We start from the raw sequence: 21,519 nt of genomic DNA, 5'->3' as shown, positions 1-21,519 counted from the left end.
CTCGGTTCGCGAGGGCGCCCCTGCGTCGTCGCACGGTGAACACGCGATTGCTCGTTCGGGTGAGAATGATGACCCTGCGTCGAAATCCGGACGATCATGCGTTGGTCAATAGGTAACGAACGAGTGAAATCCGGCCTTCCACATGTCATAGGCGTCACGGATGGGCCTTGTGGGGTGGCCTTTCCCGGTGGCTCCTTGCTTACGATGCGGGCGTGACCGCATTGGGCTCTACCGCCCTGCTCGTGGCCGCGTTGGTGCTCGGCGCGGCCGGCGGAGTAGTTGCCACCCGCCTCGTCCACCGCTATCGCCACCGCGCATCGGAAGGACCGACCGTCGCGGAGCTCCTCCAACGCCTCGTGCACACGAGCGAGAACGCGATCGTGATCCTCAACCGGTTCGGCGATGTGGTGCTGCACAACCCCCGTGCTGACGAACTCGGCGTGCTGCGCAGCCAGCAGGCCGACCCGCGGGCGCAACGGGCCGCCGAACAGGCGCGGGAAACTGGCGAGCGCGTGTCCGTGGACCTGACCCCGTCGCGCCGCGGAGTGGTCTCCGCCGGGCGGGACCCCGCCTCCGTGCTCGGCGAGGCGCGCTGCCTCGGCGGGCAGTTCACCGTCATCGACGCGGCGGACGAGTCGGAGGCCGTGCGCCTGGAGGCCACGCGCCGCGACTTCGTCGCCAACGTCAGCCACGAGCTCAAAACCCCGGTCGGGGGGATGAGCGTGCTGGCCGACGCGGTGCTCGACGCTTCCGACGATCCCGAAGCCGTCCGGCACTTCACGGAGAAGATCCGCCACGAATCCAACCGCCTGGGCACGCTGGTCTCCGAGCTCATCTCGCTGTCCCGGTTGCAGGGCGCCGAGGCGCTGCCCGAGCTCACCACCGTGGACGTGGACGCGGTGGTGGACGAGGCGCTCGAGCGCAGCCGGATGCCCGCCGAGTCCTCCGGTGTCGAGATCCACGCGGACCAGCCCAGCGGGTACCTGCTCGACGGCGACCGCACGCTGCTGGTCACCGCGCTGAGCAACCTCATCGACAACGCGGTCTCCTACTCCCCGGAAGCCACCCCGGTCTCCATCAGCCGCCGCCTGACCGAGGGCTGCGTGGAGATCGCCGTGACCGACCGCGGCATCGGCATCTCCCCGGAGAACCAGGGGCGCGTGTTCGAGCGCTTCTTCCGCGTCGACCCGGCCCGGTCGCGCGCGACCGGTGGCACGGGCCTGGGGCTGGCGATCGTCAAGCACGTCGCAGCCAACCACGGTGGCGAGGTCCGGCTCTGGAGCCGGCCCGGAACGGGCTCCACGTTCACCCTCCGCGTGCCGCAGCACGGCACGGAGGCACCGCGCTCCGGTTCGGACGCCGGCGCGTCGCAGGAGCGCGGGAGGGAGAACGGTTCCCGCTCGGCGGCTGCTGCGCAGCCGGAGGGCGAGTCCGACAGGACCGACCAGGTCACGACAGCGAATACAGGAGGAGTCCGGTGACCAGGGTGTTGATCGTGGAGGACGAGGAGTCCTTCAGCGACCCGCTGGCCTACATGTTCCGCAAGGAGGGGTTCACCGCGGCGGTCGCCGCGGACGGGTCCGAGGCGCTCGAGGAGTTCGATCGCAACGGAGCGGACATCGTGCTGCTGGACCTGATGCTGCCGGGGATGAGCGGTACGGACGTGTGCAAGCAGCTGCGGCAGCGCTCCGCCGTGCCGGTGATCATGGTGACCGCGCGGGACGCGGAGATCGACAAAGTGCTCGGTCTGGAACTCGGCGCGGACGACTACGTGACCAAGCCGTACTCCTCCCGGGAGCTCATCGCCCGGGTGCGTGCGGTGCTGCGCAGGCGTGGCGAGGTGGAGGATCCCGAGCAGCAGGTCCTCGTCGGCGGTCCGGTGCGGATGGACGTGGAGCGGCACGTGGTGACGGTCTCCGGCGAGGAGGTCACGCTGCCGCTGAAGGAGTTCGACCTGCTGGAGTACCTGCTGCGCAACACCGGCCGGGTGCTCACCCGGGCACAGCTGATCGATCGCGTGTGGGGCGCGGACTACGTCGGCGACACGAAGACGCTCGACGTCCACGTGAAGCGCTTGCGCGCCAAGCTCGAGGACAACCCGGCGGAACCCCGTTACTTGATCACCGTGCGTGGTTTGGGATACAAGTTCGAGACGTGAGATTGCCCGCGTAACACGGGTGCGGACCCCTTCTTCTGCAGGGCTGATCGTTCCCGCTGAGCTGCGCAGTTTTCGTTCCCCCGAGGCGTGTGCCGCGGAGGTCCGCCGGGTCGCCGCTGCGCCCCGGCGTGTCGGTGTGTGACCACCTGCCCCGATTCCCCGGTCGCAGGCGGTAACTTGTCCAGGTGCACCCTCGCCAGTGGCGGCACCGGCAGTGCGGTGATCGGAGAGCGGAAGCGGGTGGACCGCGACCTCTCCTCCGGTCACACTGCCACGGGCCCGGAGTGCGCGTCCCGGTTCGGGACGTGCCGCGGGACCGGAGGGTGCACGGTCGACCGGTGGACGGAAGGCTCAGCACGGGGCACGGTGAATGCGATGAACCGGGACAGCGGGGCGGAACAACCTACCCAGCGCACCGTTGCGGAGTTGTTGGCGGAGTACGGCAACAGCCCGGACAGCGGCGACGGTGGGGAACGCGGCAGTTCCCGGCGGCGCCGGCGCCGTGCCGAGGACCCGACCGAAACCGCGCCGCAGGCGATCATCGATCGCGTCCTCTCGGACAGCGGCAAGATGCGCCCGATCGACCCGAACCAGGACGAGCCTCCGCGCCGCGGCCACCGGGCACGGGCGGACGCGGAGTCGGACGCGGAGGGCGCACCCGCGCAAGCGGAGGCGAACGCTCCTGAGCAGGAATCCACTGCCCGAGGACCTTCTGACCCAGGAACCCCTGCCCGAAGTTCTTCCGCCCAGGAGTCTGCCGCCCAGGAGTCCGCTGCTCAGGAGTCCGCTGCCCCGGGATTCGCCGCCTCGGGGGTGGAGCCGGGAAGTGCTGCCCCGCACGCCTCCGCGGAGGGTGGACAGGCGGCGCAGGCGCACTCGTCCGCCGGAGGTGCCGACGAGGCCCGGTCCGGCTCCCAGGAGCAGGCCGGTCGTGGTGGCAAGCAGTCGGGCAAGTCCGGCAAAGCCAACTACTGGGCCCGGCGGCTGTCCATGGGCAGGAAGTCGCAGGCGCGGCAGGAGCCGGCATCCGCGCCCGCCGAGTCCAATGCGGACACCAATCGGATGATCACGCCGGTGGCGCAGTCCGCGGACGGCACGGCGCAGCCGGAGGGGCAGCGGGCTGCTGCGGACGCCTACGCCGAGCAGGGCGGTGCCTACCCGCAGCAGGTCGGCGAGGTCGGTCCCGGCAGTGGTGCCCCGGAGGCGGGTGCCCCGGAGACGAGTGCCCCGGAGACGGGAACCCCGGAGGCGGGTGATCCGGAGGCGGGTGATCCGGAGGCGACGGCGCAGCAGAGCGTGCCGCCCGCCGCCTCGCCCGCCCCGCAGGCACCTGCTTCGCAGCCTCCCGCTGCGCCGAGCGGTGCTGCGCCGTCGGGCGCTGCTGCGGGGTCGAATGCTGCTTCGGCGGCGGCCCCGGACGCGGCGCCGCACGTGGCCGAGGGTGCGACCGAGCAGTTCCCGCCGGTGGCGCAGGCGCAGCCCTCCGAAGGAGGTGCGGCGGTGCCGCCGGAGAGAGGCACCGCGGTGCTGCCGCCCCCCGCGGGCGGTGCGGTCCGGCCCGCCGGTCAGAACACCGCCGGTCAGAATGCGGCTGGCCAGAACGCGGCCGGTCAGGCGGCCGCGTACGGAACCGAGGCGGAGGCCTACGCCGACGAGGCGGTCTACCTGGGTGAGGCGACCGGTGCCGACGGCGTGAGCTATCACGAGGACGACCCGCGCAGCGCCGGCTACGACAACTACGCGGACTACGCGGAGTACTCCGACTACGACGACCTCGACGAGGAGTACGACCCCGAACTGCCAGCGGGCATGGCCGCGCAGGACTACGCCGATGACGAGGAGGGCGCCGAGCCCGCTTCCGGCCGTCGCGAGTGGCTCACGTTCGCCGGGCAGGCCGTGGTCGGGCTGCTGCTCGGCGGCCTGGTGTGGGTCGGGTTCCGGTGGTTGTGGCTGGCTTTCGCCCCCGCGGCCCTGGTGGCGGCGCTGGTGGTCACCGGGTGTCTCGTGCTGGTGGCCCGGAAGGTCCTGCGCACCGATGATCTGCAGTCCATCCTGCTGGCGGTGCTGGTGGGGCTGGTGTGCACCGTCTCACCGGCCGCCCTGCTCCTGATCAGTCTTTAGGGCGTGCCGCGCAGCCGTGCGGGCCGTGCTGCTGCCTGGTCGGTCCCGGTTCGGGGCGTGCTGCGCGGGGTGGGCGGACACCGCCGTGCGACCGCGCGGTGGGCTTGCGGCATGCTTGACGGCACATGACAGCGCACCAGTCGGATTCTTCCCGCCTACCGGTGACCGATCACATCCCGGTCGGGCTGTCCACCGCGTCCGTGTGGCCGCAGCCCGCGCGCGCCGCGTTCGAGTTCGCCGCGGACCTCGGTTTCGACGGGGTCGAGGTGATGGTGTGGGCGGATGCCGTGAGCCAGGACGTGGAGGCGCTGCGGCGGCTCTCCGAGCAGTACGGGGTGCCGATCCTCGCGGTGCACGCCCCGTGCCTGCTGATCACTCAGCGCGTGTGGTCGGCGGATCCGGAGGAGCGGCTGCGCCGAGCGGTGGTCGCGGCCAGTGAGCTCGGTGCGGGCACGGTGGTCGTGCACCCGCCGTTCCGGTGGCAGCGGCGCTACGCGGAGCGTTTCGACGATCTCGTGGCGGAGTTGGAGGAGGCCAGCGGGATCGCGCTCGCGGTGGAGAACATGTTCCCGCTGCGCGCGCCGCAGGGGCTGCGCCGGCGCGGCAACCGCCTGAACGGGTTGTCGGCGTTCGCGCCGTCCCCGGACCCCACTGAGGTGGGCTACCGCAACTACACGCTGGACCTGTCGCACGCAGCCGCTGCGGACGCGGACACGTTCGGGTTGCTCGACCGGATGCGGGGCCGGTTGGCGCACGTGCACCTGGCGGACGGCACCGGGGTGGCGCGGGACGAGCACCTCATGCCGGGGAAGGGGACGCAGCCGTGCGCGGAGGTGTGCGCGAAGTTGGCCGCCGACGGGTTCGACGGTTCGGTGGTGCTCGAGGTGAACACGCGCAAGGCGAAGACCGCGCCGCAGCGCGCCGCGTTGCTGTCCGAATCGCTGCTGTTCGCCCGGCTGCACTTGAAGCCGCTGCAGGATTGAATGCGAATCATTCTCGTTCAAGAGACGATCGCCACGCCGCTCGAGATCAACTTCGCCGGTTTCGGCGCATAGAATGCGATGTGGATCGGACTCGGAGCCGGCGTCGCAGCCCGCCAGGCGGACCGCTCCGGTCCGCCTCGCCGGGACGCGTCCCGTTCCGGGCAGCGTCGACAACGCCACGTTCGCACGACGGAGAGGTGGCAACCCCGTGAACGACTTCGAATCGCCCGAGCCCGAAGGGCTCTCCGCGGCGTTCTCCGCCGCCACCGCCCTCCGCGAGCTGGGCGGCGGCGACTCCGCCACCCACCTGCACCCGGACTGGGTGGTCGGCGGCAAGCCGCACGGCGGTTACCTCCTCGCCCTGCTCGCCCGCGCGGGATGTGCCGGCACCGAGCTGCCGCCCGTGGCGATCAGCGCCAACTACCTGCGGGTGGCGCAGATCGGGCCCGTGCTGCTGCGCACCGAAACCCTCAAGGAAGGTCGCACGGTCACCGTCCGGCGCGTCACGCTCGAGCAGAGCGGGCGCACCTGCGTGGACGCCACGGTCACCCTCGGCGAGTTCGCCGACGAGGAACCGGCCTGGGCCGACATCCCGGACATGCCCGCGGACCCGCCGGACACGGCTCTGGACGCCGCCACCGCCCCGAAAAGCGCCTTCGCCGGCCTGTCCCGGGGCTGCGACCTGCGGCTCGACCCGGTCGGCGCGGGCTTCCTGCGGGGCGAGCCCGCGCCGCCGCGCCTGCGCCTGTGGGTGCGTCCCCGGCACGAGGCCCCGGACGTGTTCTTCGCGCTCTGCGCCGGGGACATGACGATTCCGGTGACCTACAACCTCGGCCACGTGGGCTGGTCGCCCACGGTGCAGCTGACAGCGCTGCTGCGGCACCGCCCGGCCAACGGGTGGCTGCGGCTGGCGGTGGAGAGCAAAGCCGTGCACGGCGGTTGGTTCGACGAGGACGTGCTCGTCGTCGACTCCGCGGGACGTGTCGTGTGCCAGGCGCGGCAGCTCGCCATCGCCGCCTGATCAGCGCCCGGCTGCGCTACTTGTCCGGCTGCACCGCTCGCCCGGCCGCGCCGCTTGCCAGTCGGGTCACGTCGAGCTGCCCGTCCGCGTGCTGCTGCCGCAGGCGCTTCTTGTCGAACTTGCCGACGCTCGTCTTCGGCGTTTCGGACATGAACGTCCAGTACTCGGGCACCTGCCAGCGCGGCAGCCGTTCGGCCAGGAACGCCCGCAGCTCGGCGGCCGAGGTCCGCTCGCCCTCGCGCAGCGCCACCACCACCAGCGGGCGTTCGCTCCACTGCGCGTCCGGCACGCCGACGACCACGGCCTCGGCCACCGCGGGGTGCCCCATGGCCGCGTTCTCCAGCTGCACCGAGGAGATCCACTCGCCGCCGGACTTGATGACGTCCTTGGCCCGGTCGGTCAGCCGCAGGTAACCGTCCGGCGAGATGTGCCCGACATCGCCCGTGCGCAGCCAGCCGTCGTCGAAGGCGGCGGAACCGGGCAGGTGGTAGTAGCCACCGGTGACCCACGGACCGCTGACCTCCAGTTCGCCCACGCTGCGCCCGTCCCACGGCAGTTCGGCGCCGTCCGCGTCGACCAGGCGGGCGCGCACGTTCGCGGGGAAGCGGCCCTGCGACGCGCGGTAGCTCCAGTGCTGCTCGCCCGTGGTGCCCGCGGGCGCCCGCGCGATGCTGCCCAGCGGCGAGGTCTCGGTCATGCCCCAGCCCTGCAGCACGTGCACGCCGTAGCGCTCCTCGAAGGCGCGCATCAGCGCCTCGGGGCACGCAGCGCCGCCGACGAGGACCTCGCGCAGCGAGGAGATGTCGCCGCCCCGGTCGTCGAGCTGCTGCAGCACGCCCGTCCAGATCGTCGGCACTGCCGCGGCCAGCGTCGGACGTTCGGTTTCGATCATCGTCACCAGCGCGTCCGGCTGCAGGAACCGGTCCGGCATGATCAGCGAGGCGCCGACGAGCAGTGCCGCGTAGGGCAGTCCCCAGGACAGGGCGTGGAACATGGGCACGATCGCCAGCGAGCGATCGCCCGGCCCCATCGCCGTGGCGTCCGACATGCACGCCTGCATCGAGTGCAGGGTGATCGAGCGGTGCGAGTACACCACGCCTTTCGGTTCGCCGGTCGTGCCGGACGTGTAGCACATCGCCGCGGCGGTACGTTCGTCCAGCTCGGGCCAGCGGTAGCTGTCCGGTTGCCCGCTGAGCACCGCCTCGTAGTCGTGCACATGCACGCCCTGCGGCGCTTCGAGCGAGTCCGCGGCTGCGCCGGTGACGAGGACGTGCCGCACGGTCTTCAGTTCCGGCAGCACCGACCGCAGCAACGGCACGAGGCTGCCGTCGGCGATGATCACGTGGTCCTCGGCGTGGTTGGCGACGCGGCCGATCTCGTCCGGGTGCAGCCGGATGTTCAGCGTGTGCAGGACCGCGCCCGTGCTCGGGATCGCGAAGTAGGTCTCCATGTGCTCGGCGTTGTTCCACATGAGCGTCGCCACGCGCGTGTCCTGCTCGACACCGAGTTCGCGCAGCCCGTGCGCCAGGCGGGCCGCTCGGCGGCCGAGGGCGGCGTAGTCGGTGCGCCGCGGCCCGTCCGCGGTCCACGTGGTCAGCTCCGTCGCTCCGCACGGGCCGGTGCCGTGGCGCAGGATGTGCGGGATCGTCAGCGGGCTGTCCTGCATCGTGCTGAGCATGGCGCGGACTCCTTCGGCGATGGGCGCTCGGGCGGTGGGTGCTCGGCCCTCGTGCACGTCGGCGGCTCCAGCCGGATCGGCTGCTTCGGCCGGTTCGGCTGCTTCGGTTGGCTCGGTGGGGCGGCGAGCTCGGCGACTCGTTCGTCGGCGCCGGCACGGCGCACACCGACCGTCGGGTTTGTGCTCGGGGTCACACTAACTGCTGCGTCCGGCTTGCGGAACGGGTCGCAGCGCCGCACGCGCCGGGCTGTGCGCACTCCCGGGGCGGGTCGGGAGCACCTCGCTTCATCCCTGCGCACACTGGGCATCGTGCTGCTCGGCCGGTTCCGTGGCGGCTGCGGCGGTCTGGCACCCTGAGCGCATGACGACGATCGCCGTGCTGGGAGCCGGGAAGATCGGCGAGTCGCTGCTGTCCGGCCTGCTCGCCGCGGGCCACGACGCCGGCGCGCTGAGGTTCACCGAACGCTACCCCGACCGGGCCGCCGAGCTGACCGAGCGCTACGGCGTCGCGTCCGTGGACCTCGCCGACGCGGTGCGCACGGCCGACGTCCTGGTGGTCGCGGTCAAGCCGCAGGACGTGGAGCCGGTGCTGGCCGAGCTCGGCTCCGCGCCCGCTGGCGCGCTCGTGGTGTCCATGTGCGCCGGATTGCCGATCTCGCTGTTCGAGCGGCGCCTGCCGGCGAACACCCCGGTCGTGCGGGTCATGCCGAACACGCCGATGCTGGTGAGCACGGCGATGAGCGCCGTGGCCGCCGGCGCGCACGTGGACAAGACCCATCTGGACCTCGTCGACGAGCTGCTCGGCAGCGTGGGGCGGGTCGTGCACGTGCCGGAGGAGCAGCTCGACGCGGTGACCGCCGTGTCCGGATCCGGCCCGGCCTACTTCTTCTACGTCGTCGAAGCGCTCATCGAAGGTGGCGTGGCCATGGGGCTGCCGCGTGCCACCGCGGCCGAACTCGTGGTGCAGACCGCCGCCGGCTCGGCGGAGATGCTGCGCGCGGAGGGGGCGAGCCCGGGCGCGCTGCGCGAAGGCGTCAGCTCGCCGGCCGGCACGACGATCGCGGGACTGCGCGAGCTGGACCGCAACGGCGTGCGGGCAGCGTTGGTGGACGCGGTCGAAGCGGCCCGGGACCGTTCGGTCGCGCTGGGGGAGGCGCACCGGGCGGAGGACGACTCCGCTTGAGCGACCCGCTCGCACATCGCAGGCACCCCACCTGTCCCGCTACTCTCGGAAGAGCACGTGCGTGAGGTTCCGCCGGAGGGGAAGCCGGCGGCGCGGCACGTGCCGAAGGGCACGGTGAACCATGTCTGCCAACTCCGATCCGAGCCCACCACCGATCGGCGAGGTCCGGTTCCTGACCGTGGCCGAGGTCGCCAAGGTGATGCGGGTGTCCAAGATGACCGTGTACCGCTTGGTGCACGCCGGTGAGCTGCCCGCCGCTCGGGTGGGGCGCTCCTTCCGGGTGGCGGAGCAGGACGTGCACGCGTACCTGGAGAACGCCTACTACAACGCCGGCTGAGGCCGGGCGTCCCGCCCGCCGGGTCCGTCCCGTTCCCGTCCTCGGCGCAGCAGGCGCCCGTCCCCGGTGCGGCCGGCAGCACCGGGGACGGGCGGTGGCCGACGCGCCGCGCGGGCGCGTTCCGGCCGCACGGTCGAGGCCGTAGGCTCGGCGGCGCAGCCGCGCCCGCAGGCCGGCCGACCCTTGCCCCGAGCATCGCGGAGAAGGCATGGCGCCGAACGTGGTACTGGTCACCGGTGTGAGCCGGTTCCTGGGCGGGCACGTCGCCGCCCGGTTGGCGGCCGAACCCGCGGTCGGCCGCGTCATCGGGGTGGACGGTGAACGACCGAGCCGGGACATGGCGCGCCGCATGGGGCGCACCGAGTTCGTCCGCGCCGACATCCGCAACCCGTCGATCGCGCGGGTCATCGAGCGCTACGACGTGGACGCGGTGGTGCACACGGCGCTGAACACCCAGCACGCGGGCAGTGCGCGGGCGGCGTCCAAGGAGATGAACGTGCTCGGCACGATGCAGCTGCTGGCCGCGTGCCAGCAGGCTCCGCAGCTGCGCAAGCTCGTGCTGCGCTCCACCGCGGCCGTCTACGGCATCAGTCCGCGCGATCCGGCCGTGTTCACCGAGGACATGGAGCCGAAGGACGTCCCCTCGTCCGGTTATGCCAAGGACGCGGTGGAGATCGAGGGCTACTTGCGGGGTTTCGCGCGCCGCCGCCCCGACGTCACGATCAGTACGCTGCGCTTCGCCGACGTGATCGGTCCGCGCGTGGACGCGGCGCTGACCCGCTACTTCGCCCAGCCCGTGGTCCCCGTGGTGTGCGGCTACGACGCCCGGCTGCAGCTGCTGCACTCCGACGACGCCGTGGCGGTGCTGCAACGCGCCGCGCTGACCGACCTGCCGGGCGTGTTCAACGTCGCGGGGCGGGGCGTGATCCTGCTGTCCCAGGCGATCCAGCGGGCGGGACGGGTGCCCGTTCCCGTGCCGCGCACGGCCGTGCCCGCGCTGCACGCACTGCTGCGCGGCGCCACTGTCGGCTTCGACTCCGAGCAGCTGCGCTACCTGGCTCACGGGCGCGCGGTGGACACGACGCGGCTGCGCGAGCGCTTCGGCTACACCCCGCGTTGGGGCACCGGTCAGGCCTTCGACGACTACGTGCGCGGTCGTGAACTGCGGCAGCTCGTCGATGCCGACCAGGTGCGCTGGGTCGAGCGCACCGTGGGCACGCTGCTGTCGCGAGCGGCCGCCGCGGGGCGAGCCGATGGCCGGGCAGCTGATACGGGGAAAGGGTGACCGCGATGGCCGATGCACGTGTCATCCCGCTGCACGCGCGCGGCGGGGGTTCCAGGCGCGGCGGGGGTTCCAGGCGCGGCGGGGCGGGGGAGCGCTCCGGCGCGCCCGCGGAAGCCGCGCGGCGGGCCGATGCCGACTCCGGCGCGAACGGCCACGCGGATGACGACGGCGGTGCGCCGAGCGGTGTCGAGGGCGCCGTTGCCGACGCGCTGGCCTTCGTGCGGCGGCGTCTGCTCGGCGACTACGAGGTCGACGAGTTCGGTTTCGACCGCGAGCTCGCCGACCGGGTGCTGTACCCGGCGCTGCGGCCGGTGTACGAGAAGTGGTTCCGGGTGGAGAGCTTCGGCGTGGACAACGTCCCGCACGACGGTGCGGGTCTGGTGGTGGCGAACCACTCGGGCACGCTGCCCTGGGACGCGTTGATGACCTCGGTGGCGCTGCACGACGACCACCCGGCGCGGCGGGACCTGCGCATGCTCGCCGCCGACCTCGTGTTCCGCCTGCCGGTGGTGGGGCCGGCGGCCCGGCGCGCCGGGCACACCCTGGCCTGCCAGTCCGATGCGGAGCGGCTGCTCACCGGCGGGGAGGTCGTCGGCGTGTGGCCGGAGGGGTTCAAGGGCATCGGCAAGCCGTTCGCCGACCGCTACAAGCTGCAGCGGTTCGGCCGGGGCGGGTTCGTGGCCGCGGCGCTGCGCACCGGCGCCCCGATCGTCCCGTGCGCGATCGTCGGTGCCGAGGAGACCTACCCCAAGTTGGCCGACGTCCGGCCGCTGGCGCGATTGCTGGGCTTGCCGTACTTCCCGATCACACCGCAGTTCCCGCTGCTCGGCCCGCTGGGCGCGGTGCCGCTGCCGACGAAGTGGTCGATCGAGTTCGCCGAGCCGGTGCGGACGGACTCGTACCCGGAGGGAGCAGCGGACGACCCGATGCTCGTGTTCAACCTCGCGGACCAGGTCCGCGAGTCCATCCAGCAGACGCTGTACCGGCTGCTGTCCCGGCGGGAGAACGTCTTCCTCGGTTAGAGCCCGATGTCGCGGCGCTTGTAGCGCAGCCCGGCCGCGACCGCGCCGGCCACCGCGCCGGCGCCGAGCATGGAGTGCACGCCGATGCGCGCGGCTTTGCGCCCGGTGCGGAAGTCCCGCACGTCCCACCCGCGGGCCCGGGCGATCTCGCGGAGCCGCTGGTCGGGGTTGACGGCCACGGCGTTGCCGACCACGGAGAGCATGGGCACGTCGTTGCTGGAGTCCGAGTAGGCGGTGCAGCGGCGCAGGTCGAGCCCGTCGCTGGCGGCCAGCGCGCGCACTGCGTGCGCTTTCGCGCGGCCGTGCAGCATCTCACCGACAAGCCGTCCGGTGTAGACGCCGTTGATGCTCTCGGCGACGGTGCCGAGCGCGCCGGTGAGGCCGAGCCTGCGGGCGATGATCTGCGCCAGTTCGACCGGCGTGGCGGTGACCAGCCAGACGCGCTGGCCCGCGTCGATGTGCCGTTGCGCCAGGGCGCGGGTGCCCGCCCAGATGCGGTCGGCCATGAGTTCGTCGTAGATCTCCTCGCTCAGCGCGACGAGTTCGGCCACCTCGCGGCCGGCGACGAAGGACAGCGCCTGCTCCTGGCTGTTCTGCATGGTTTCGGTGCTCTCCTGGCCGCCGACGCGGAACTTGAGCTGTTTCCAGGCGAATCCGGCCAGGTCGGAGGCGGTCAAGAACTTGCGCGCGGCGAGTCCGCGGGCGAAGTGGAACAGCGAGGCGCCCATCATCATCGTGTTGTCCACGTCGAAGAACGCCCCGGCGGTGAGGTCGGGCGAGACGGCGTCGGCCCGGTCGGTGGTGGTCTCGGCGGCTTCGGCCGAGGCCCGCCCGGCCAGCCTGGCCGTGTCCACGGTGTCGTCCACGGCGTCCTTCCGCTCGGTGCCGTTCGGGGCGGCCCCGCCGTGCCGGGGGAGGGTGCGCACGTGGTGTTCCGGCGCGTCGAGCACCGCTGCGGCGTCGAGCGCCGCGCTCGGTTCGACGTGCGCCTCCTCCGCGATGGGCGGAACCGCCTCGTCGGCGTCCGGCGCCGCGTGCGTGCCGGGGTCGGGCACGCGTTCGTCGCCGTGGTCCGCGCCGCCGGCTCCGCCGTGACGTGTGGGCACCGCCGCGCCTCCCCCGGGGTGATGCGTGCGGCACCGGTCGCGCCGTGGCGGGCGTGCCCGCGGTGTGCGCGCCGGTACCTGCCTGCTGAGGTTGTTCCGGATGGGCCGTGGACGTCACCTTGGCCCGATTCGGCGGACCCCTAGCCTAAGACCTGCCCGCAAATCGCGAGGGGCTGCCGGGTGAACTGGGTGGGACAACTCTCCGCAACGGGGGGTGACCTGCGGTTGCGGGTGCCGTTCAAGGGGATTCCGCGGAGAGCAGCTGGGCCAGCCTGCGCACGGCCCGGTGCTGGAGTGCTTTGATCGCGCCTTCGTTGCGGTGCATGGCCAGCGCGGTTTCGGTGACCGACAGGCCCGTGACGAAGCGCAGCCGGACGCACTCCCGCTGGTCGGGGTTGAGCCGGCGCACGCAGTGCCACAGTTCGCGGTGCGTGACCTCGGTGAGCACCTGGTGCTCGGGGCCGAAGTGCTGGTTGCCGCGCGTGGCGGCGGGCGAGTCGGCGGGTTCCGAGGTGGGCACTTCCAGTCGCGCCCGGCTGGATTTGGCGTGGTCGAGGATGAGGTTCTTGGCGATCGTGATGAACCACGCGGCGACGTCCCGCCCCTGGTAGCTGACCGAGGCGATGCGGCGCAGCGCGCGCAGGAAGGTTTCGCTGGTGATGTCCTCGGCCAGGCAGTGGTCGCTGACGCGGAACAGCACGTAGCGGTACACCAGCTGGGCGTACTCGTCGTACAGGCGGCCGAAGGCGTCGTTGTCCCCGTTCTGCGCGGCGTCGACGTAGGCCCAGGAGTCGCCGGCCTCGGGACTGGTCCCGGAAGCGGGGTTGGTCCCGGAAGCGGGGAGGCTGCTGGGTTCGGGACGCGTTCCGGCTGCGGACTGCTTTCCGGGGTCGGTCCGCACCGGTGCGGTGGTGCGCACGGGTGCGGTGGCGGGCTCGTCGAGTGCTGAGTGCGAAGCGGGCGGTGCGAGCGTGTGCGTGCTGCCCATGCCGACCTCCTGCCGTGGTGGTTGTGCGGACCGTGCGGTGTCCTTCCTGCGCATCGGACCGACGAACGCCGGGGGCGTGTTGGGTGATGCAGCATACGTGTTGTTACTCGGAAGTAGATAGTGGCGCGCCGTGTCGATCTCGACCGCGACCGTGTCCGCGGCCCCCGGGTCGGGTGAGTTTTCGCACGTGGTGGGCATGATCACAGCGGCAGCCGGGCGCTACCGTGGACGCGCAAGATTTTTCAGCTCCGGTCAGCTCCGGTCAGCCCCGGGAGGGTGGGTGCATGCCTCAGGTCAGCGTGCTCGTGCGCGAGCACTGCCCCGCGTGCGAAACCGCGGTCGCCGACGCCCGGGCGATCTGCGCCGAGCTCGACGTCGCCTGCGAGGTGCGCGACGTGGACGCCGAGCAGGAGCTGCGCGCCGAGTACGGCGACCGCGTGCCCGTGGTGCTGATCGACGAGCTCGAGCACGGCTTCTGGAAGGTCGAGCCGGAGCGGTTCCGCGCCGCGCTGCGCGCCGCCGGAGCGTGATTCCTCCTGCACCGACCCGTGCGGCCGCGCCGTCCGGGCGGTGCGCGCCGACTCGACCGCGTGCCGCATACCACGCGTTTTGGCACGTCGGGGGGCAATCAGCGATGATGTGCGCGGAGGTCCGCACGGCCTCGTCCGCGTGACTTTTGTGTTCACCCCGCGACTTTGTTCCCGTGTTCACAAGTCGGTACCGTGGGCAGGCGCGTCATCGGGACGTCGAGCGCGGAAGGTCAGTACTCGCGATCGCCCCGGTGCGGAATTCGTCCGGCGGAAGAGCCTCACCACTGCCCGTGTGGATCGCGCAGGCCGCGGTGCGCAGCGGGACGGACAGGCGAACGAGCAGCAAGAGGAGAGCCAGCGTGACGGCGCACCCAAAGTCGGGGCACGCGGGATCCGGGCAGGACCGGGGCTCGCCGGACGGTGCCAAGCGAACCGCGGCCGACGCCTCGACCGAGCGCTCCGCCGCGTCGGAGGAGTCCGAAGCGCAGCGCGCCAAGGGCATCCCGGAAGCCGCCGTCGCGAGGCTCGCCGTGTACCTGCGCGTGCTCTCCGAGATGCGCGCCCAGGAGGTCAGCACGGTCTCCAGCGAGGCGCTCGCCTCCGCGGCCGGGGTCAACTCGGCGAAGCTGCGCAAGGACCTGTCCTACATCGGCTCCTACGGCACGCGCGGTGTCGGCTACGAGATCGCGGTGCTCATCGGGCAGATCGAACGCACCCTCGGCCTGACCCGGCAGCACAGCGTGGCCGTGGTCGGTATCGGCAACCTGGGGCACGCGCTGGCGAACTACCCCGGCTTCCCCGGGCGCGGATTCCCCGTGTCGGCCCTGTTCGACCTGGACGAGGACCTCGTCGGCGTGCCGCTCGGCGGCCTGTCCGTGCGGCACGTCGACAGCATTCCCGACGTGTGCGCCGAGCGCGGCATCACGATCGGCGTGATCGCCACTCCCGCGCAAGGGGCGCAGGAGGTGTGCGACCGCCTGGTCGCCGGTGGCGTGACCTGCATCCTGAACTTCGCCCCGGTCGTTCTCCAGGTTCCGGAGAACGTCGAGGTGCGCAAGGTCGATCTGGCGGTGGAGATGCAGATCCTGTCGTTCCACATGGCGCGGCGGCAGCAGGACGGTGCCGACGGCGCTGCGGCCGAGGGCGCTGCGACTGACAGCGCTGCGGCCGCGGCAGCGGACCGGCCCGAGCCGCTCGCGGCCGCAGCTGCCGCGGACGGAGGTGGCCCGGCCGTCCCGTCGAGCGGCACCCCCGCGAACGGCTCCGCTGCGAACGGTTCCGCTGCGAACGGCGCCCCCGCGAACGGCTCCGCCTCGAACGTCTCCACCGGGGCCGGTGACACAGCAAGCGGCACGGCAGGCGGTGCTGTCGATGCCGGTACGGCCAGCGGTACGAGGGCACCGGGCCGTGATCCGTTCGCGTCCGATCCGGTTTCCGGGATGGTGGTTTGATCATGAACCTGCTCGCAGTCGGGATCTCGCACAACAGTGCGGCCGTGCGCACGCTCGAGCGGGTCGCCATCGGCACCGACGACCTCGGCAAGGTGCTCGACGAGCTGCTGGGCAGCCCGCAGCTGTCCGAGGTGTTCGCCGTGTCCACGTGCAACCGCGTGGAGGTCTACGCCGTCGCGGAGACCTTCCACGGCGGGCTGGACGACATCAGCTCCGTGCTCGCGCGGCACGCGGGCGCCGAGGTCTCCGAACTCGCCGACGAGCTGTACGTGTTCTACGCGGGCGCCGCCGTGGAGCACCTGTTCAACGTCGCCTCCGGGATGGACTCGATGGTCGTCGGCGAGGCGCAGATCCTCGGCCAGCTGCGCCAGGCCTACGCCACCGCCGACGAGCTCGGCACCGTCGGCAAGGCGCTGCACGAGCTGGCCCAGCAGGCGCTGCGCGTGGGCAAGCGCGTGCACGCGGAAACCGACATCGACAACGCTGGGGCCTCGGTCGTCTCCGAAGCCCTGGCCGATGCCGACGGCGCACTGGGCGGGATCGCGGGCCGCAGCGCCCTGCTCGTCGGTGCCGGCGCGATGGGCGGACTCGCCGCGGCGGCGTTGCGTCGCGCCGGCATCGGCGACGTGGTGATCGCCAACCGCACCGCGGAGAACGGCGGGCGCCTCGCCGAGTCGCTGGCAGCGGAGGGCGTGCCGGCGCGGGTCGCCGGGCTCGACGAGCTCTCCGGCGCGATCGCCGGTGCCGACCTGGTGGTCACCTGCACCGGCGCGGTGGGGTCCGTGGTCACCGAGGACGTGGTCACCTCGGCCCTCGCCGAGCGCGCGGCGGGCACGGCCGCCCCGCTCGTCCTCTGCGATCTCGGCCTGCCCCGGGACACCGCGCCTGCGGTCGCCGAGCTGCCCGGTGTCACCGTGGTGGACCTGGAGACCCTCCGCGAGCGCTTGGCGGGGGAAGGCGGCACCGGTACCGAGCGCGCCGAGGCCATCGTCTCCGAAGAGGTCCGCACCTACTTGGCCGAGCAGCGCTCCGCCGAGGTCACTCCGACGGTGACGGCGCTGCGCAAACGCGCCGCCGAAGTCGTCGACTCCGAGCTCGTGCGGCTGGACTCGCGGTTGCCCGAGCTGGACGAGGACGTGCGCGGCGAGATCAGCCGCACCGTCCGTCGCGTGGTGGACAAGCTCCTGCACACCCCGACGGTGCGGGTCAAGCAGCTCGCCTCGTCCCCCGGCGGCAGCGGCTACGCCGACGCGTTGCGCGAACTTTTCGAACTCGACTCGCAGACCACCGCGGCGATCGCGTCCACCAAGGCCGCAGCGAGCCCGGACACCGAGGGCAGGACCAGTGTGTCCCGGGCCGGTCGGGCGCGGGATCTGCACCAGCAGGACGGTGAGGACCGTTGACGAACGTTCTCCGGATCGGCACCCGCGGCAGCGCGCTGGCCATGGCGCAGACCGGCCGGGTGGCCGAGGCACTGGAGCAGGCCGGCTACACCACCCAGATCGTCACCGTCTCCACCGCCGGCGACCAGGACACCCGCTCGATCTCCGAGATCGGCGTCGGGGTGTTCACCTCCGCGTTGCGCGAGGCGCTGGCCGCCGGCGAGGTGGACGTGGCGGTGCACTCCTTCAAGGACCTGCCGACCGAACCGGACCCGCGGCTGTCGCTGGCAGCCGTGCCCGAACGCGAGGACCCCCGGGACGCGTGGATCGGGCGGGACGGTTTGACGCTCGGCGAACTGCCCCCGGGCTCCGTCGTGGGCACCGGATCGCCGCGTCGCGCCAGTCAGCTCCGGGCCATGGGCCTGGGGCTGGATGTGCGGGACATCCGCGGCAACGTGGACACCCGGATGCGCAAGGTGACCGACGGCCAGGTGGACGCCGTCGTGCTCGCCCGCGCCGGGCTGGCCCGAACGGGCCGCCTCGAGGTGATCACCGAAACGCTCGATCCGCAGCGGATGCTGCCCGCGCCCGCGCAGGGGGCGTTGGCGGTGGAATGCCGCGTCGACGATGTGGATACCGAGCACCTTCTGCAGTCCGTGCTGGACGATGCGGCCAGCCGCGCCGCCGCGTCCGCCGAGCGCGCCCTGCTGGCCGCGCTCGAAGCGGGGTGCAGTGCGCCGGTGGGCGCGCTGGCCGAGGTGGTGGAGGACCTCGACGACGACGGCCGCGAGGTGCAGCGGCTGTTCGTGCGCGGGGTGGTGGCGACCGACGACGACGTGTTGGTCCGCGCCTCCGTCACCGGAGAGACGACCGCAGCCGAGCAGCTCGGACGAGAGCTGGCCGGCGAGCTGCTCGAAGCCAGGGACGCTCAGTTGAGCAGTCCCGGCAGTAGTTGATGGAGAGTGCCTTAATGACGCGTGCAGGCAGTACGTCCGGACGGATCGCTTTCGTGGGGTCCGGTCCGGGAGATGCGGGATTGCTCACGGTTCGGGCCCGGGACGCGATCAGCCGCGCCTCGCTGGTGGTCACGGACCCGGACGTGCCCGCGGACATCGTGGGATACGCCGCCGAGGGCGCGGAGGTGCGCCCGGCAGTGGGGGAGTCGGCGGACGTGGCCAAGGACCTGGCCAACGAGGCGCTGACCGGCCGCCCCGTCGTCCGGCTCGTCGCGGGCGATCCGCTGACGGCCGACGCGGTGGTCCGCGAGGTCCGCGAGACCGCCAAGACCGAAGCGCCGTTCGACGTGATCCCGGGTGTGTCCACCGGCATCGCGGTGCCCGCCTACGCGGGCGTCGCGCTCGGCGCGGTGCACACCGAGGTCGAAGTGCGCGGTGACGTGGACTGGGCGGCGCTGGCCGGGGTTCCCGGTGCGCTCGTGCTGCACACCACCGGCAGCCACCTGGCCGAGGCGTCCTCGGCGCTGATCGAGCACGGCCGCCCGGCGCAGTCGCCGGTGGCGGTGACCTCCTCGGGCACGACCGTGCAGCAGCGCACGATCGACACGACGCTGGCGTCGATGGCCGCCGACGCGGGCGAGCTGCAGGGCCAGCTGGTGGTGACGATCGGCGAGATGGCCGGCCAGCGCAGCGGTCTGTCCTGGTGGGAGTCCCGCGCGCTGTACGGCTGGAAGGTGCTCGTGCCGCGCACCAAGGAGCAGGCCGGTGCGATGAGCGAGCGGCTGTGGACGCACGGTGCCGTGGCGCACGAGGTGCCGACGATCTCGGTGGAGCCGCCGCGCAGCCCGGCGCAGATGGAGCGCGCCGTGAAGGGGCTGGTCGACGGCCGCTACCAGTGGGTGGTGTTCACCTCGGCCAACGCGGTGCGCGCCGTGCTGGAGAAGTTCGCCGAGTTCGGACTGGACGCGCGCGCCTTCTCCGGGGTGAAGATCGCCTGCGTCGGCGAGGCCACCGCGGACAAGATCCGCTCGTTCGGCATCACTCCCGAGCTGCTGCCCTCCGATGACCAGACCAGCGAGGGCCTGCTGCAGGACTTCCCGCCGCACGACGACGTGCTCGACCCGGTCAACCGCGTGCTGCTGCCGCGGGCGGACATCGCCACGGAGACGCTCTCGGCCGGTCTGCAGGAGCAGGGCTGGGAGGTCGACGACGTCACCGCCTACCGCACGGTGCGGGCCGCGCCGCCGCCGGCGGAGACCCGGGAGATGATCAAGACCGGTGGTTTCGACGCGGTGTGCTTCACCTCGTCCTCCACGGTGCGCAACCTGGTGGGCATCGCCGGCAAGCCGCACGCGCGTACGCTCGTGGCGTGCATCGGGCCGCACACGGCGGAAACGGCCAAGGAATTCGGCCTGCGCGTCGACGTGCGGCCGGAACTGGCGCAGGTGCCCCCGCTGGTGGATGCGCTGGCCGAGCACACGGCCAAGCTCCGCGCCGAGGGCGCGCTCCCGCCACCGCGCAAGACCAAGCGCACGCGCCGCAGCTGACCGCGCTCCGGCCGCGGGAGCTGTCCACACCGGACGGTTCCGCGCGGCCGGTGCGCGCACCGGTGAGTTCCCGCCGCCGCAGTACCGCCGCGGTACCGCCGCGGGGGCGGCCGCCCGCGGCACGTCCGCGGAACGGCGCGGCGGCACCGGCGAACGAATGGAGAGGCTTGATGTATCCCGCGCATCGTCCGCGGCGGTTGCGGCGCAACACCGCGGTGCGCCGCCTCGTGTCCGAGACCACCGTCGAACCGCGGCAGCTGGTGCTGCCGATGTTCGTCCGCGAGGGCGTCGACGCTCCCGTGGAGATCCCCTCGATGCCCGGTGTGTACCAGCACACCCGGGATTCGTTGCGGCGGGCCGCCGTCGACGCGGTCGACGCCGGCGTCGGCGGGTTGATGCTGTTCGGCGTGCCTGCGCACCGCGACGCCGAGGGCTCGGCGGCGCTCGCCGCCGACGGCGTGCTCAACGCGGCCCTGCGGGACCTGAGCTCCGAGGTCGGTGAGGACACGGTGCTCATGGCCGACCTGTGCCTGGACGAGTTCACCGATCACGGGCACTGCGGGGTGCTCGACGAGAACGGTGCCGTGGACAACGACCGCACGCTGGGCCTGTACGCCGAGATGGGCGTCGTGCAGGCGCAGTCCGGTGCGCACGTGGTCGGCCCCAGCGGGATGATGGACGGCCAGGTCGGTGTCATCCGGGAGGCCCTGGACGGGCACGGGTTCACCGACACGTCGGTGCTGGCGTACTCGGCGAAGTTCGCCTCCGCCTTCTACGGCCCGTTCCGCGACGCGGTGGACTCGCAGCTGTCCGGCGACCGCAAGACCTACCAGCAGGATCCCGGCAACGGGCGGGAATCGCTGCGCGAGGTCGATCTGGACCTGGCCGAGGGCGCGGACATGGTCATGGTCAAACCGATGCTGTCCTATTTGGACGTGCTGCGCGAGGTGGCCACCGTGGCCGACGTCCCGGTGGCCACCTACCAGGTCTCCGGTGAGTACGCGATGGTCGAGGCCGCCGCTGCCCGCGGCTGGCTCGACCGGGAACGCACCGCGCTCGAGTCGATCACCTCCGCGCGCCGGGCAGGTGCCGACATCGTGCTCACCTACTGGGCCGCCGAGGCGGCGCGCTGGCTGCGGCGGGACGGCGATCGCGGATGAGCGAGGCGAACGGCGAGTCCGCGGGCCCGGCCGCGCCGCGGTGGTTGGTGCTGGCGTGGCGGTTGTGGGTCGTCGGGGCGTGCGTGGCGGTGCTGCGCTCGGCGATTCAGTTCGCCGACCGGCACCGGCTGCTCGAGGACCTGAGCCGCATGCGCCCGGAGATGCACCAGTCCCAGATCGACGAGCTCGCCAACAGCACGATCATGTTCGGCCTGCTGTGGGCCGTGCTCGCCGCGCTGGTGTACGTGCTGCTGGCCACGCGCATGCTCCAGGGGCGCAACTGGGCGCGCGTGGTGCTGACCGTCTTCGGCGCGTTCACCGCGTTCAGCGCCGTGGCGCTGGCGCTGGTGGTGCCGGTGTTCCCGGAGGAGCTGCTGCGCGAGGTCGCCGGACGTGCCGTGTCGGGCTGGGAGGTGCTGCTGGCCGTGGTGGGCGCGGTGCTGCACGTGGCCGCGATCGTGCTCATGTACCTGCCGGAGTCGAACGGCTTCTTCCGGCGGGCGCGTCCGCAGCGCCGCGCGGTGCGCTGAGCGCGGCCCACGTGTGCCACGTCGCCCTCGGCGGTCGCCGACCTGAGTGGACAGGGCGCACGCCGGGTTCATACGGTTTTG

Annotated in this window: 18 protein-coding genes and 1 pseudogene; 16 read left to right on the top strand and 3 right to left on the bottom strand. The window is 72.4% G+C overall.

Features of this window, described 5'->3' with window-relative positions:
• Positions 1–212: 212 nt before the first annotated feature.
• The 5 genes from ACVGV2_RS19200 (at position 213) to ACVGV2_RS19180 (ending at position 6,283) form a co-directional block, all read left to right on the top strand.
• Complete coding sequence (locus tag ACVGV2_RS19200) at positions 213–1,481, top strand: sensor histidine kinase (protein WP_459163739.1); 1,269 nt, start codon at positions 213–215, stop codon at positions 1,479–1,481.
• Positions 1,478–2,158 (top strand): winged helix-turn-helix domain-containing protein, encoded by a 681-nt coding sequence (locus ACVGV2_RS19195; RefSeq protein ID WP_459163738.1) that lies wholly within the window; start codon positions 1,478–1,480, stop codon positions 2,156–2,158. Before ACVGV2_RS19200 ends, ACVGV2_RS19195 begins: the two co-directional genes overlap by 4 nt.
• Before the next feature lie 375 nt (positions 2,159–2,533).
• Positions 2,534–4,279: a DNA polymerase III subunit gamma/tau domain-containing protein gene (locus ACVGV2_RS19190; protein WP_459163737.1), complete on the top strand. Its 1,746-nt coding sequence runs from the start codon at positions 2,534–2,536 to the stop codon at positions 4,277–4,279.
• 125 nt (positions 4,280–4,404) lie between these two features.
• On the top strand, positions 4,405–5,262 hold the full coding sequence (locus ACVGV2_RS19185) for a sugar phosphate isomerase/epimerase family protein (protein ID WP_459163736.1): 858 nt from the start codon (positions 4,405–4,407) through the stop codon (positions 5,260–5,262).
• 208 nt (positions 5,263–5,470) lie between these two features.
• Positions 5,471–6,283, top strand: coding sequence for a thioesterase family protein (locus ACVGV2_RS19180; RefSeq protein WP_459163735.1), 813 nt, complete (start codon positions 5,471–5,473; stop codon positions 6,281–6,283).
• Positions 6,284–6,299: 16 nt separating this feature from the next.
• Here ACVGV2_RS19180 and ACVGV2_RS19175 read toward each other — a convergent pair whose 3' ends face one another.
• Entirely contained in the window at positions 6,300–7,961 is a 1,662-nt protein-coding gene (locus ACVGV2_RS19175) for a long-chain fatty acid--CoA ligase (RefSeq protein WP_459163734.1), read from the bottom strand.
• Between the two features lie 361 nt (positions 7,962–8,322).
• Here ACVGV2_RS19175 and proC point away from each other — a divergent pair, with 361 nt between their 5' ends.
• The 4 genes from proC to ACVGV2_RS19155 all read left to right on the top strand — a co-directional run bounded on the left by proC (position 8,323) and on the right by ACVGV2_RS19155 (position 11,788).
• Positions 8,323–9,144, top strand: a complete 822-nt coding sequence (proC, locus tag ACVGV2_RS19170; RefSeq protein WP_459163733.1) for a pyrroline-5-carboxylate reductase — start codon at positions 8,323–8,325, stop codon at positions 9,142–9,144.
• A 121-nt stretch (positions 9,145–9,265) separates the two neighbouring features.
• A complete protein-coding gene (locus ACVGV2_RS19165) occupies positions 9,266–9,481 on the top strand; it encodes a helix-turn-helix domain-containing protein (protein WP_459157532.1) in 216 nt (71 codons plus the stop codon).
• 208 nt (positions 9,482–9,689) lie between these two features.
• On the top strand, positions 9,690–10,766 hold the full coding sequence (locus ACVGV2_RS19160; protein ID WP_459163732.1) for an NAD-dependent epimerase/dehydratase family protein: 1,077 nt from the start codon (positions 9,690–9,692) through the stop codon (positions 10,764–10,766).
• Between the two features lie 5 nt (positions 10,767–10,771).
• Positions 10,772–11,788, top strand: a complete 1,017-nt coding sequence (locus ACVGV2_RS19155) for a lysophospholipid acyltransferase family protein (protein WP_459163731.1) — start codon at positions 10,772–10,774, stop codon at positions 11,786–11,788.
• On the opposite strand, the gene ACVGV2_RS19150 is transcribed toward ACVGV2_RS19155, so the two are convergent.
• Both ACVGV2_RS19150 and ACVGV2_RS19145 read right to left on the bottom strand, forming a co-directional pair.
• Positions 11,785–12,654, bottom strand: a complete 870-nt coding sequence (locus ACVGV2_RS19150; protein ID WP_459166057.1) for an HAD family hydrolase — start codon at positions 12,652–12,654, stop codon at positions 11,785–11,787. The genes ACVGV2_RS19155 and ACVGV2_RS19150 overlap by 4 nt on opposite strands.
• A 478-nt stretch (positions 12,655–13,132) precedes the next feature.
• Complete coding sequence (locus ACVGV2_RS19145) at positions 13,133–13,882, bottom strand: sigma-70 family RNA polymerase sigma factor (protein WP_459163730.1); 750 nt, start codon at positions 13,880–13,882, stop codon at positions 13,133–13,135.
• Between the two features lie 284 nt (positions 13,883–14,166).
• Between ACVGV2_RS19145 and ACVGV2_RS19140 the strand changes: the two genes are divergently transcribed.
• The 7 genes and pseudogenes from ACVGV2_RS19140 to ACVGV2_RS19110 all read left to right on the top strand — a co-directional run bounded on the left by ACVGV2_RS19140 (position 14,167) and on the right by ACVGV2_RS19110 (position 21,438).
• Positions 14,167–14,412, top strand: coding sequence for a glutaredoxin family protein (locus tag ACVGV2_RS19140; protein WP_459163729.1), 246 nt, complete (start codon positions 14,167–14,169; stop codon positions 14,410–14,412).
• Positions 14,413–14,912: 500 nt separating this feature from the next.
• A pseudogene (locus ACVGV2_RS19135) lies at positions 14,913–15,528 on the top strand (redox-sensing transcriptional repressor Rex); the annotation flags it as partial.
• Between the two features lie 337 nt (positions 15,529–15,865).
• The gene (locus ACVGV2_RS19130; protein ID WP_459163728.1) at positions 15,866–17,266 is read left to right on the top strand and encodes a glutamyl-tRNA reductase; all 1,401 of its coding nucleotides are present in this window, start codon (positions 15,866–15,868) and stop codon (positions 17,264–17,266) included.
• Positions 17,263–18,201 (top strand): hydroxymethylbilane synthase, encoded by a 939-nt coding sequence (gene hemC / locus ACVGV2_RS19125; RefSeq protein WP_459163727.1) that lies wholly within the window; start codon positions 17,263–17,265, stop codon positions 18,199–18,201. The genes ACVGV2_RS19130 and hemC overlap by 4 nt, the downstream gene beginning before the upstream one ends.
• A gap of 14 nt (positions 18,202–18,215) precedes the next feature.
• A complete protein-coding gene (locus ACVGV2_RS19120; protein ID WP_459163726.1) occupies positions 18,216–19,748 on the top strand; it encodes a bifunctional uroporphyrinogen-III C-methyltransferase/uroporphyrinogen-III synthase in 1,533 nt (510 codons plus the stop codon).
• Between the two features lie 170 nt (positions 19,749–19,918).
• Positions 19,919–20,908 carry a porphobilinogen synthase gene (gene hemB, locus ACVGV2_RS19115; RefSeq protein WP_459163725.1) on the top strand — a complete coding sequence of 330 codons (990 nt, stop codon included), beginning with the start codon at positions 19,919–19,921 and terminating at the stop codon, positions 20,906–20,908.
• Complete coding sequence (locus ACVGV2_RS19110) at positions 20,905–21,438, top strand: hypothetical protein (protein WP_459163724.1); 534 nt, start codon at positions 20,905–20,907, stop codon at positions 21,436–21,438. Before hemB ends, ACVGV2_RS19110 begins: the two co-directional genes overlap by 4 nt.
• The last annotated feature ends 81 nt before the right edge of the window (positions 21,439–21,519 follow it).

The sequence above is a fragment of the Bounagaea algeriensis genome (assembly GCF_054491375.1).
This window is presented reverse-complemented; position numbering and strand designations above follow the sequence as displayed.